Origin of the sequence: Polaromonas sp. CT11-55 (assembly GCF_047303325.1) — a bacterium.
In the GTDB taxonomy this organism is placed as follows: Bacteria; Pseudomonadota; Gammaproteobacteria; order Burkholderiales; family Burkholderiaceae_C; genus Polaromonas.
The window spans coordinates 21,898-33,194 of record NZ_JBKBEX010000038.1 but is presented as its reverse complement, the minus strand read 5'-3'; the positions used below and the strand labels follow the sequence as shown (position 1 = coordinate 33,194).

Genomic DNA, 11,297 nt, shown 5'->3' with positions numbered 1-11,297 from the left:
GGTCGCCTTTTCTTTTGCTTACTTTTCTTTTGGCGAAGCAAAAGAAAAGTGAGTAGCTGCCGGGCTACCCCCGGCCAACAGCTCTCAGCAGAGGGCGCGCCGCCGGAGCAAATCCGGCATCAACTAAGCTGGCCCCTCAAAACCTAACGCATTCAAAAACTCCCTCCTCCACCAATGCACATCCCTCTCCCGGATGTTCTTGAGCAGCTTCTGGTGCCTCGCCTGGCGCTCTTCAAGCGGCATCTGCAGCGCGCGTTGTATGGTGTCGGCCGTGCCGTCTATGTCATAGGGGTTGACGAGCAGCGCGTCTTCGAGCTGCTCGGCCGAGCCCGCGAAGCGTGAGAGCACCAGGACCCCGGGGTCGGCGGGGTTTTGCGCTGCGATGAATTCCTTGGCCACCAGGTTCATGCCGTCGCGCAGCGGCGTGACCAGCGCCACCCGCGCCACGCGGTACAGGCCCGGCAGGCGTTTGCGCGCCACGTTGCGGTGGATGTAGCGTATCGGCATCCAGTCGAGCTCGCCGAAATTGCCGTTGGTGGCGCCGCACAGGCTTTCGAGTTCCTGCAACAGATCGGTGTAGGTGCCCATGTCTTCGCGGCTGGGCGCGGCGATCTGGATCAGGGTGGCGCTGCGGATGTTTTCGGGGTATTTTTTCAGCAGGGTTTCAAACGCCTTCAGGCGTTGCGGCAATCCCTTGGAATAATCGAGCCGCTCCACGCCCAGCAGCAGCTTGCGGCGTGAATACTCCTCTTTCATGCGCTCATACATGTCGCGCGCGTCCTGCGCGTGCGTGAGTGCGGCGAACTCGTCCACGTCTATGCCTATGGGAAAGGCGCCCGCGCGCACGGTGCGGTGAAAGGCCCTGAAGCGGTTGCCGCCCAGCGCCACGGCGCCGGCCTCCGCCTGCACATAGCGCGAAAAGTGCAGCAAATCGTTCTCGCTCTGGAAACCCACCAGGTCGTAGGCGAACAGCGCGCGCATCAGCCACTCGTGCTGGGGAATGGCTGCCAGGATCTGCTGCGGCGGCAGCGGGATGTGCAGGAAAAAACCGATGCGGTTGTTGCAGCCCATGGCGCGCAGCTCGGCGGCCATGGGGATCAGGTGGTAGTCGTGAATCCAGATGATGTCGTCGGGCTTGAGCAGGGGCATCAGCTTGTGCGCGAACAGTCTGTTCACTCGGCGGTAGGCCTCGATAAAACCCGTGTCAAAACGCGCCAGGTCCAGCCGGTAATGAAACACCGGCCAGAGCACGCCGTTGCTGTAGCCCAGGTAATAGCCCGCATGGTCTTCGGCCGATAAATCGACCGTGGCGAGCTTGACGTTGCCGGCCTGCTGCACATGCAGCTCGCCTTCCCCCGGCGCGCCGCCTTCGACGACGTTGCCGCTCCAGCCGAACCACAGCCCCCCCGTGGCGCTCAGCGCATCGCCCAGCGCAACGGCCAGGCCGCCGGCGGCGGCCTTGCGCGGATCCGCCACGCGATTCGAAACAACCACAAGCCGGCTCATGGCACCCAAGCCTCCAGATCAGCAGGGGCCGCGGAACCGGCTTTGCCGGGCCGCAGGCGCCGCCCCCTGGAGGGGGGGAAGGGGCTACACGAAGTGAGCCGCCGACGGGGGTGAACCAGTACTCCGGCGGGGGTGTTCATCTTCATACCTGGGATTCCCAGGGGGTCGAGAGGCGGACTGCGGCGTTGATGATGCCCACCATGGAATAAGTCTGCGGAAAATTGCCCCACATCTCGCCGGTCAGGGGATGGGTGTCTTCCGACAGCAGGCCCACATGGTTGCGCGCGGCCAGCATGGTGTTGAAGATCTCGCGGGCCTGGTCCTTGCGGCCTATGCGGGCCAGCGCGTCTATGCGCCAGAAGGTGCAGATGTTGAAGGCGGTTTCGGGCTTGCCGAAGTCGTCGGGCGCCTCGTAACGGCGCATATAAGGGCCGTCGCACAAATGGGTTTCCAGGGCGTCCACCGTGGCGATGAAGCGCGGGTCCTTGGGGTCGATAAAACCGACTTCAATCATGAGCAGCACGCTGGCGTCCAGGTCGCGCCCGCCGAAGCTTTCGGCAAAGGACTGGCGTTCTTCGCTCCAGGCCTCGCGCAATATGCGTTCCTGCATGACGGAGGCATGGCCCTGCCAGTAGGTGGCGCGTTCCGGCAGCTTGAGCACCAGCGCGATCTTGGCCAGCCGGTCGCAGGCGGCCCAGCACATCAGGGCCGACGAAGTGTGGATGCGCGCGCGCGTGCGCAGCTCCCACATGCCGGCGTCAGGCTTGTCGTAGTTGAGCACGGCCTGCTCGCCGACGTCCTCCAGCCGCTTGAACTCGGCAAGGCCCGCGCGGTGCAGCAGGCGGTGGTCGTGGAAGGACTGGGCCGCGCCCAGCACCACATTGCCGTAGACGTCGTGCTGGAAGTGCTCCTGCGCCTGGTTGCCGACGCGCACCGGTCCCATGCCGCGGTAGCCGCCCAAGTGCACCATGATGGATTCGGGCAGCTCGCGCTCCAGGCCTATGCCGTAGAGCGGCTGGATATGCCCGCCCTTGGACTGCACCACCACATTGCTGAGCCAGCGCAGGTAGTCCTCCATGGTGCCGACTTCCGAGAGGCTGTTGAGTGCGCGCACCACAAAAAAAGCATCGCGCAGCCAGCAGTAGCGGTAGTCCCAGTTGCGCTGGCTGCCAGGCGCCTCGGGGATGCTGGTGGTCATGGCGGCGACGATGGCACCGGTGTCTTCAAACAGCGAGAGCTTGAGCGTGATGGCCGCGCGTATCACGGCCTCCTGCCACTCCAGCGGAATGTGCAGGCGCTGGCTCCACTTCTTCCAGTAGGAAATGGTCTCCTGCTCAAACAGGCGCGCGGTGTCGGCAATGCCGTCCGCCAGCGATTCGTCGGCGCCCAGCAGGAAGTTGTGCTCGCGCGTCAGCACAAAAGGCTGCTTGGACAGCAGGTGCGAAAGAGCGGCATCGGTGTTCAGGCGCAGCGTAAGTTCATCGCCCACATAGCGCAGGTGGTTGCTGCCCTGGGTGATCACCGGCTTGCGCCGGCCCCAGTCGAAGCGGATGTCCAGCGCCACGCGTATGCGCGGGGCGCCGTGGATGGGCTTGACCCGGCGCACCAGCGTCATGGGCCTGAAAAAGCGCGAGCGGCTGAAAAACCGCGGCGCGAAGTCGGTAATCTCTACACCCTGGCCGCGCTTGTCGAAGAGCTGGGTGCGCAGCACGGCGGTATTGGGCTCGTACCACTGCCTGGCTTCGGCGAAGTCCTCGATCTCGATGGCGAAGGCGCTGGATTGCGAGTCCTGGATGCCGGGCATGGTGGTTTCGCCTTGCTCTGGCTGAGGCTCGAGCAGCGCATTAAAAACCGGGTCGCCGTCAAAGCGCGGCAGGCAGCACCAGACGATGCGACCGCGCGCGTCAATCAAGGCGCTGAAACCGCAGTTGCCTATTACACCCATGGACAGGGAGGGCTTGGCGGGCGATGTGAAGTGCAGGGAATCGGCGGCGACGTTCATGGGCGACCTCCCGGCGCGGCGGCGGGCGCGCCATCAGTCTCCAACGACCTGCCGCCAAAGGCCGCGTGCAGCCATTCGCGCAGCGCGTCGGGCGATGCGCAGCGGTGGTGCGCCACGCTCGCGCCTTCGCCAACCTTGATACCTTCACCGCCCAGCGACTGCACGGCGGCAAAGCCGGCTTCGTCGGTGGTGTCGTCGCCGGCGAACAGCGGCAGGCGGCCGGTAAACGGGGCTTCGCCCATGAAGGCCTTGATCGCCGAGCCCTTGCTGACATTCGCCGGTTTGACCTCGAACACATATTTGCCATGCAGCAATTCGACGCCGGGTGCGCGGTCGGCGGCTTCCCGCATGAGCCGCAGGCACATCGATTCCAGCTCGGGCGCGTGGCGGTAATGCAGCGCGACGGCGGCCTGCTTGATTTCCACACGCAGCCCGTCATGCTGGGCGGCGAATTCAGCGACGCTGCGCGCGAGTTCGCCCAGGTCGGGCTCGGCGAGGCTGAGGACGCGGCCTTGCGCATCGCGGCGCTGCGCGCCATGCTCGCTGGCCAGCGGCAGCTGCAAGGGCGCAAGAAAGCCATCCAGGTCGGCCAGCCTGCGGCCCGACACAATCGCCAAGGCGCCGCCCAACTGGCCCGACAGCCGGAGCAGGGCCGGGATCACGCCCGACACCAGCTGGACCGCGTCGGGTTCGGGCGCCAGGTCGGCCAGTGTTCCGTCAAAGTCCAGGAAGAGGGCGGTCCGCGCGCCTATGGCAGGCAGCTGCCCGGGGAGCGCCGGACGCGATGAAGGCGGGGCCGGCGATGGGGAAGGTGATAACTGCATCGCCATTCACCTTAGCAGGGCCCCCGTCAAATCGCTGTAGGCCGGTTTCGCTTTTTCACATCCCGGCGGGAGGCGGCTGCCCTGCCGCGGTGCCGGGGAGGCTGTCCTGCACCGCTTTGACGCGCGCCTGGTGGATCACGTCGCCGATCTGCTTGCCGCCGCGCCCCGCGGCCTGTGCCGCTTGCGCCAGCGGCTGCGTTGGCACCGCCTGGGCCGCGGCCAGGGCCGCCAGCAGGCGCGGGCGCTGCGGGTAGGGCGAATCGTGCAGGCCCAGGCGGCCGCGCGCGTCGCATTCGCAGGCCAGCAGGATGTCGGCAAAGCGCTGGGGCTTGCGAAACGCGTCGCAGCGCTCCAGCAGCCGCACCAGGGCCGCGGCGCCCAGGCTTTCGCTGCGGTGCACATTGCCGTGCTCGCGCGCCACCACGTCGGCAATCTCGCGGCAGTCCACCGGAACGCGCAGGCGCTCGCACACGTCCTTGAGGAGGCGCGCGCTGCGATCTTCATGGCCGATGTGGCGCGGCAAGACTTCGGCCGGCGTGGTGCCCTTGCCCAGGTCATGGCACAGGCAGGCAAAGCGCGCGGCCAGGGGCGCCTTGAGCTGAGCCGACATGTCCAGCACCATCATCAGGTGGATGCCGGTGTCGACCTCGGGATGGTGGGCGGCGGGCTGGGGCACGCCCCAGAGGCGCGCCACCTCGGGTAGCAGCTTGTCCAGCGCGCCGCTGTCACGCAGCACTTCGAACATGCGCGAGGGCTTGTCCTCCATCAGCCCGCGCGCGAGTTCCTGCCAAACGCGTTCGGGCACCAGCGCATCGACCTCCCCCTCGGCCACCATGTCTCGCATCAGCGCCAGGGTCTCGGGCGCCACCGAAAAATCGGAAAAGCGGGCGGCAAAGCGGGCCAGCCGCAAAATGCGCACCGGGTCCTCACGGAAGGCGCCGGTGACGTGGCGCAGGACTTTGGCCTGCAGGTCTTTTTGCCCGCCGAAGGGGTCTATCAGCGCGGCAAAGTCGGGCTCGAAGCGGCCGGGCGCATCGTCGCCGCGGGCCGGGGCCGCGATGGCATTGATGGTCAGGTCGCGCCGCGCCAAGTCCTGCTCCAGCGTCACGTCGGGCTCGGCATGCACCGCGAAGCCGCGGTAGCCGCGCGCGGTCTTGCGCTCGGTGCGGGCCAGTGCGTACTCTTCGCGGGTCTCGGGATGCAGGAAGACCGGGAAGTCCTTGCCCACGGGCAGGTAGCCCTGGTCCGCGAGCGCCTCGGGTGTGGCGCCCACGACCACCCAGTCGTGATCCTGCACCGGCAGGCCCAGCAAGGCATCGCGCACCGCGCCACCGACCATGTAGATTTCCATCAAGCCAGTTTAGCGGCTACCGGCCGGGCGGGCCTTAGACCGTGAACAGGTTCTTATTCAGGAAAACACCGGCCGGAAGAAGCTGCGCTCGTAGCTGATGATGCAGCCCGTGGTTTCGGCGTATTTGAAGGCTGCCAGGCAGTCCTGGTCGGCAAAGGAGCGCTGGCGATAGGTCTCATACGCGGCCAGGCTGTCAAAGGTGAACAGGGCCAGCGCGATGTTGTTGGCGCCTTCGCTGGGCATGAAGTAGCCGTGGTGTTTGCCGCCGAATTTTTCGACCAGCGGGATCCACAGCTTGCCGTAGTGCTCGAACTCTTTCAGTTTCGCGGTGTTGAGAACGTAGCGCAGATAGATGGTGACCATGGATATCTCCTCGCCTGATGCTCAACGCTTGACGCGGTAAGGCTCTTCAAACTCGCGGAAATCGTTTTCGGCGAGCGCGTCGTCTATCCAGGCCTTGACGCCGGGCAGGGCGCTGACACGCTGGATATAGGCGCTGATTTCGGCCGGCACCGGCAGGGCGTAACGGCTCAGGCGCATGCAGACGGGCGCGAAGAAGGCATCGGCAATGCCGAATTCGCCGAAAAGCATGGGGCCTTTGTATTGCCCGAGCAACTCGGTCCACATGTCGACGATGCGCTGCACGTCGGCGCGCACGGCTGATTTGTCGCGCCAGATCAGTTGGCCCATGTCGGACAGGTCAGCCTCGATGTTCATGGGGCAGGCCGAACGCAGCGCGCCGAAGCCGCTGTGCATTTCGGCGCAGATGCTGCGCGCCCGGGCGCGGGCCTTCACGTCTTGCGGCCAGAGTTTTTTCTCGGGAAAGCGCTCGGCCAGGTATTCGGCGATGGCCAGCGTGTCCCAGACCACAAAACCATCATCATCCAGCGCCGGTACCCGTCCGGTCGGGTTCACGCCGCCGATTTTTTCCTTGAAGCTCGAGTTGGCGTCGAAGGAGTCAAAGCGCAGCTTGATTTCCTCAAAGGGAATGCCGGCCTGCTTGAGCAGCACCCAGGGGCGCATGGACCAGGAAGAGTAGTTTTTATTGCCGATGTAGAGCTTGAGCATGGAATCCCCGTCTGCTGGTAATGAAGGCCAAAAAGAAGTGACTTGTGATGCTACAACCCCGCCAGCGCGCCATTGATGCAAAAAAACCGAAAAATTGATGCCGCCCGCCCCGGGCGCGGGTTGAAAGCCCGGCAAATCACGCTACAGTGTGCGCACTGTCAACTCCGCCGGCAGCCGCTGCGGCGGTAAAAAATGAGGTTGGACCATGATTCTGGGTGATGTACTGCGGGCGCTGCTGGGTGGCTTGTTTCGGAGCCGTCGCCGGGATGCTTCCTCGAAACCGGCCGTTGCGGGCGTGCTTGCCATTCTTCCCAAGCTTTCGGCACCCGAGAAAAGCAAGGTGCCCAGCTTCTTTTTCCCTGTGTTTTGGGGAACGACTGACGACGAGGCGGTGACCGAAAGCATGAAGTCGGTGACCAAAAAGCTGGAGGGCGGCTTTTACTTCGCCGACAACCTGCTGACCTGGGTGCGCAATCTGTCCATGTTCGATGACGGCCCGTTTCTGGCGGCCTGGAAGGACAACGTCGAGAGCGACTCCGACAAAGCCATCGTATGGCGGCGCTACGTGCTGGCTTGCGCGGCCTACCATTGCGTGCAGCTGGAAGGGGATTTCGTCGAGTGCGGCGCCTACACCGGGGTAGGTGTCAAAACGATCGTCGACTACCTCGGCGGCCCGGCGTTCCCGAAAACCTTCTGGTGCTACGACCTCTTTGAGCATGACGGCAGCATGGCCAATCACGCCATGCCGGAGCACGGCGAAGGCCTGTATGCGCGGGTGTGCGAGAAATTCATGCCCTACCCGCAGGTCCAGGTCATGAGGGGGAAAATCCCCGAGGTGTTCGCCGGCGGCTGCCCGGAACGCATCGCCTACCTGCACATCGACCTGAACCAGGCGCCCGCCGAGATTGCGGCCCTGGAGCACCTGTTCGACCGAATGGTTCCTGGCGGCATCCTGATCCTCGACGACTACGAGTGGGCCGGTGCCTACCGCGGGCAGAAGATCGCCGAGGATGCCTGGTTTGATGAGCGGCAGTACCGCGTGATGCCGCTGCCCACGGGGCAGGGGCTGGTCATCAAACGCTAGCCGGCGTGGCAGGTGCCTTGCCGAAGGTGCCGTCCCGGCATTGCCTAAAACCGGCCCGCCGTCTTGCGCTTGGCCGTCAACCCGCTGCGCAGGCCCTGCTCGCCGAGGTAGGAAGGGCCGATGGCGTCCAGCGACGCCGGGTGTATGCCCAGCGCCTGCAGGCCGGGCAGCTTGCCGGTGGCCACGTTGTCGCTGGCCAGGGCGTCGAGATTGTCGCGGCTGAGCATGGGTTCGCCGGGGGCCAGTTCCATGAGGCCGGCCTGCAGGCGGGCCAGCGGCGCGGGTAGCGCGATCACGGGCCGGCCCTTGCCGCCGTTGACGCCGGCGTAGCGGCCCGCCAGCTTCACGAGCTGTCTGAGCGTAAACACCTCGGGCCCGCAGACTTCATAAATCTGCCCCACGGTGTCGGCATCCCGCAGGCAGTGCACGATGGCGTCCGCCACGTCCTCCACCCATACGGGCTGCAAGCGCGCATCGGCGGCGGCCAGCGGAATCACCGGAATTACTTGCTGCAGCCGTGCGAAGGTGTTGAGGAATTTGTCCTCGGCGCCGAAGATCACGCTGGGCCGCAGCACGGTCACGTCCAGCCCAGTGCTCAGCATCACGGCCTCGCCCCGCGCCTTGCTGCGCTGGTACATGGACGGCGAGCCGGGCGACGCGCCCAGCGCGCTGATGTGGACGATGCGCCGCAGGCCGCTGGCCTCGCAGGCACGGGCCAGTTCCAGCGGCAACTGCACATGGGCTTTGTCGAAGGCGGCCTGCGAGCCGTGCAGGATGGCGACCAGGTTGACAACGGCATCGTGGCCGGCCAGCAGCGGCGCCAGCGAGCTGCTGTCGTGGGCGTCGGCCTCGACCACGTCGACCAGCGGCAGCATCTGAAGGTGGCGCGCGTTGGCCAGCCGGCGCGTGACCACGGTGACACGGCATTGCAGCCGCGCCAGCTTTTCGCACACATGGCGTCCGACAAAGCCGGTGCCGCCCAGAAGAAGGATTTTGTTCATAGGCCCTAATTTAGCGCTTTTGCCCTGCCTTGCGCTGAAATCCGGTCTTGGCCTACACGCCGGGGACGGCCTGCTTCGCATACTTTGCGGATGAATATCTTTGAAGCATTGCGAATCAGCCATGACACCCAGCGCGCCCTGGCCGACCACCTGGTCAAGACGCAGGGCGACAGTCCGGACCGGAATTCCCTGTTCAAGGAGCTCAAACGCGAACTGGCGGCGCATGCGGCGGCCGAGGAGCGTTTTTTTTATGTCCCGCTGATCGCGCACGACATGACCCAGGAGCCCTCACGGCACGGCATCGCGGAACACCACCAGATGGACAAGCTGGTGGAAACGCTGGAGAGCACCGACTTCAGCTCGCCGGCCTGGCTGGCCACGGCCAGGGAGCTGCACCACAAGATCCACCACCACCTCGAGGATGAGGAGCAGGGCATCTTCCAGCTCGCGGGCAAGGCGCTCAGCGAGGCCGAGAAGCTGTCGCTGGCCAAGGGCTACGAAGGCGAGTTTGTCTCGCAGCGCACCAAGGACTGAAGCGATACGGCACGCATGCCGCATTCCTTGCGGCGGCGCCACCGCGGCCGCTTTCAGGGGTGGATTTTTTCCCCGCGCTGCAGCATGGCGAAAAACAGTGCAAGCCGGCGTTCGCGCGTCTCGGCTTTTTTGGCGGTCTGCAGTCTGAACAGGATGGCGAAGCGATTGCGCGAGTCCAGGGATTCAAAAAAGGCCTTGGCCTTGGGCTTTTTTGCCAGCAGGGCCGCCAGGTCCTCGGGCACGGTGATCTTGCTCTGCGCGTCATAGGCCGCGTCCCAGCGGCCGTCGGCCTTGGCGCGTTCGACTTCGGCCAGGCCCGCGGGCTGCATGCGGCCCGACGCGATCAGCGCCATGGCCTTGTCGCAATTGATCTTGGACCAGGTGCTGCGCGCGCGGCGCGGCGTGAATTTCTGCAGGAAGAACTGGTCATCCATCGCGTTGCGCTGGCCGTCTATCCAGCCCTGGCAGAGCGCGGCCTCCAGCGCTTGCGCATGCGTCGTGGAAGCGATGCCAGAATCTTTCTTGGCGATTTGCAGCCAGATGCCGGGACTGCTGGCATGGTGTTTGGCCAGCCAGGTTTCCCAGCTTTTGGTGGTTTTGCAGTGGAGGATGGCGAGGGTGTCGGGTGATGCGGGCATGCGGCATTGTGCGTGACGCTTCCGCACGGGGGCAAGCCCAGGGCCTATGAAAAAACCGCCCGAAGGCGGCTTTGCGTGAGGCCGCGAAGGCCGGTCGCACCGCTCAGTGCGTGATGTAGTCTGACACCACTTTCCAGCGCCCGTCCTGCAGCAGGGACAGGCGCGACTGGTTGTTGCCCAGGCGTTTTTGCGGGCCGAACTTGCCTTCGGCGCTGCCGAAGATGTCGGCCGGGATCACCATGGTGTCCATGGCCTTGATGAAGCTGTCGGTGCTCAGGTTGGCGCCGGCTTTTTGTGAGGCGCGTATGAAGCTGTCGACCACCGTATAGCCGTAGACCGAGAACACCGTCGGGTCTTCATTGAAGGCGGTCTTGTACTTGTTGGCCCAGAAGCGTATCGGTTGCGAGGCCTCGTCCAGGTAGGGGTTTTGCACCGTCATGGTGGCGTAAAGGCCGTCCATGGCCTTTCCGCCCAGTTTGTGGATCAGGTCGGTGTAGGCGGCGCTGGAGCCCAGGAAGACCGGGTTGTAGCCCAGTTTGCGCGCCGTGCCTATGCCGCCTATGGTTTCGCGGATGATGGTGCCCAGCACCACCAGATCGCATTCGGAGGCCTTGAGCTTGGCGACCTGTGACGAAAAATCGGTCGCGCCGCGCTTGAAGGAGGTTTTCTCGACCATGGTCATGCCTATGGATTTCAGGCCATCGTCGGCGCCTCGCTGCACTTCCAGGCCGAACTCGTCGTCCTGGTACATGGAGCAGACCTTTTTGGCGTTCTTTTCCTTGACCAGCTTGGGCACGGCGGCCTTCATCTGGTCGTAGTAGGTGGCGGCAAACGAATACTTGAGCTTGTGAAAGGGCTCGTACATCTCGCGGGCGGCCGTCACCGGGAAGAAGTTGATGACGTTTTTCTCGAACTGCACCGGCATGGCCGCCAGGTTCTGCGCCGTGCCCAGGTGGCCCACCATGGCGAAAATCTTGTCCTGGTTCACCAGCTTCTGCGCCGCCAGCACCGCCTTCTTGGGGTCGTAGCCCGAGTCCTCGACGATGAGCTTGATCTTGCGGCCGTTGATGCCGCCCTGCTCGTTGAGCTCGTCCACGCGCAAGGTCATGCCGTTGCGTATCTGCTTGCCGAAGCCCGCCAGCGGCCCCGACAGGTCCTGGATGGAGCCCAGCGTGATTTCGGTTTTGCTCACGCCCTGGCTTTGCGCCAGCGCCGGCGACGCGGACAGGGCGGCGGCACAGGCCAGCGCGGAAAGGGCGGCGGTTGACTTCAGTTTCATCTTTGTCTCC

11 protein-coding genes are annotated in these 11,297 nt (G+C 64.8%); 2 read left to right on the top strand and 9 right to left on the bottom strand.

Annotated elements, in window-relative coordinates:
• Nucleotides 1-123: 123 nt before the first annotated feature.
• The 6 genes from otsA to ACEN8I_RS22810 all read right to left on the bottom strand — a co-directional run bounded on the left by otsA (nt 124) and on the right by ACEN8I_RS22810 (nt 6,751).
• On the bottom strand, nt 124-1,506 hold the full coding sequence (otsA, locus tag ACEN8I_RS22835; protein ID WP_413330923.1) for an alpha,alpha-trehalose-phosphate synthase (UDP-forming): 1,383 nt from the start codon (nt 1,504-1,506) through the stop codon (nt 124-126).
• Nucleotides 1,507-1,648: 142 nt separating this feature from the next.
• The gene (locus tag ACEN8I_RS22830) at nt 1,649-3,508 is read right to left on the bottom strand and encodes a glycoside hydrolase family 15 protein (RefSeq protein ID WP_413330922.1); all 1,860 of its coding nucleotides are present in this window, start codon (nt 3,506-3,508) and stop codon (nt 1,649-1,651) included.
• The gene (gene otsB / locus ACEN8I_RS22825) at nt 3,505-4,332 is read right to left on the bottom strand and encodes a trehalose-phosphatase (RefSeq protein ID WP_413330921.1); all 828 of its coding nucleotides are present in this window, start codon (nt 4,330-4,332) and stop codon (nt 3,505-3,507) included. The genes ACEN8I_RS22830 and otsB overlap by 4 nt, the downstream gene beginning before the upstream one ends.
• 55 nt (nt 4,333-4,387) lie before the next feature.
• Nucleotides 4,388-5,683, bottom strand: a complete 1,296-nt coding sequence (locus ACEN8I_RS22820) for a multifunctional CCA addition/repair protein (protein WP_413330919.1) — start codon at nt 5,681-5,683, stop codon at nt 4,388-4,390.
• 57 nt (nt 5,684-5,740) lie between these two features.
• Complete coding sequence (locus ACEN8I_RS22815) at nt 5,741-6,046, bottom strand: NIPSNAP family protein (protein ID WP_413330918.1); 306 nt, start codon at nt 6,044-6,046, stop codon at nt 5,741-5,743.
• 21 nt (nt 6,047-6,067) lie between these two features.
• Nucleotides 6,068-6,751, bottom strand: coding sequence for a glutathione S-transferase family protein (locus ACEN8I_RS22810; RefSeq protein WP_413330917.1), 684 nt, complete (start codon nt 6,749-6,751; stop codon nt 6,068-6,070).
• Between the two features lie 205 nt (nt 6,752-6,956).
• Between ACEN8I_RS22810 and ACEN8I_RS22805 the strand changes: the two genes are divergently transcribed.
• Nucleotides 6,957-7,835: a class I SAM-dependent methyltransferase gene (locus tag ACEN8I_RS22805; RefSeq protein ID WP_413330916.1), complete on the top strand. Its 879-nt coding sequence runs from the start codon at nt 6,957-6,959 to the stop codon at nt 7,833-7,835.
• Between the two features lie 44 nt (nt 7,836-7,879).
• Here the strand turns inward: ACEN8I_RS22805 and ACEN8I_RS22800 are convergent, their stop codons facing one another.
• Nucleotides 7,880-8,836: a complex I NDUFA9 subunit family protein gene (locus tag ACEN8I_RS22800; RefSeq protein ID WP_413330915.1), complete on the bottom strand. Its 957-nt coding sequence runs from the start codon at nt 8,834-8,836 to the stop codon at nt 7,880-7,882.
• A gap of 90 nt (nt 8,837-8,926) precedes the next feature.
• Between ACEN8I_RS22800 and ACEN8I_RS22795 the strand changes: the two genes are divergently transcribed.
• On the top strand, nt 8,927-9,370 hold the full coding sequence (locus ACEN8I_RS22795; RefSeq protein WP_413330914.1) for a hemerythrin domain-containing protein: 444 nt from the start codon (nt 8,927-8,929) through the stop codon (nt 9,368-9,370).
• Nucleotides 9,371-9,423: 53 nt separating this feature from the next.
• Here ACEN8I_RS22795 and ACEN8I_RS22790 read toward each other — a convergent pair whose 3' ends face one another.
• Entirely contained in the window at nt 9,424-10,008 is a 585-nt protein-coding gene (locus ACEN8I_RS22790) for a YdeI/OmpD-associated family protein (RefSeq protein WP_413330913.1), read from the bottom strand.
• Nucleotides 10,009-10,111: 103 nt separating this feature from the next.
• Complete coding sequence (locus ACEN8I_RS22785) at nt 10,112-11,287, bottom strand: ABC transporter substrate-binding protein (protein WP_413330912.1); 1,176 nt, start codon at nt 11,285-11,287, stop codon at nt 10,112-10,114.
• Between the last annotated feature and the right edge of the window lie 10 nt (nt 11,288-11,297).

Bases quoted from the DNA above. Each gene is read 5' to 3' on its own strand.
- otsA (WP_413330923.1), bottom strand. From the start codon at position 1,506: ATGAGCCGGCTTGTGGTTGTTTCGAATCGCGTGGCGGATCCGCGCAAG.
- ACEN8I_RS22810 (WP_413330917.1), bottom strand. From the start codon at position 6,751: ATGCTCAAGCTCTACATCGGCAATAAAAACTACTCTTCCTGGTCCATG.
- ACEN8I_RS22820 (WP_413330919.1), bottom strand. From the start codon at position 5,683: ATGGAAATCTACATGGTCGGTGGCGCGGTGCGCGATGCCTTGCTGGGC.
- otsB (WP_413330921.1), bottom strand. From the start codon at position 4,332: ATGCAGTTATCACCTTCCCCATCGCCGGCCCCGCCTTCATCGCGTCCG.
- ACEN8I_RS22815 (WP_413330918.1), bottom strand. From the start codon at position 6,046: ATGGTCACCATCTATCTGCGCTACGTTCTCAACACCGCGAAACTGAAA.
- ACEN8I_RS22785 (WP_413330912.1), bottom strand. From the start codon at position 11,287: ATGAAACTGAAGTCAACCGCCGCCCTTTCCGCGCTGGCCTGTGCCGCC.
- ACEN8I_RS22805 (WP_413330916.1), top strand. From the start codon at position 6,957: ATGATTCTGGGTGATGTACTGCGGGCGCTGCTGGGTGGCTTGTTTCGG.
- ACEN8I_RS22830 (WP_413330922.1), bottom strand. From the start codon at position 3,508: ATGAACGTCGCCGCCGATTCCCTGCACTTCACATCGCCCGCCAAGCCC.
- ACEN8I_RS22795 (WP_413330914.1), top strand. From the start codon at position 8,927: ATGAATATCTTTGAAGCATTGCGAATCAGCCATGACACCCAGCGCGCC.
- ACEN8I_RS22800 (WP_413330915.1), bottom strand. From the start codon at position 8,836: ATGAACAAAATCCTTCTTCTGGGCGGCACCGGCTTTGTCGGACGCCAT.
- ACEN8I_RS22790 (WP_413330913.1), bottom strand. From the start codon at position 10,008: ATGCCCGCATCACCCGACACCCTCGCCATCCTCCACTGCAAAACCACC.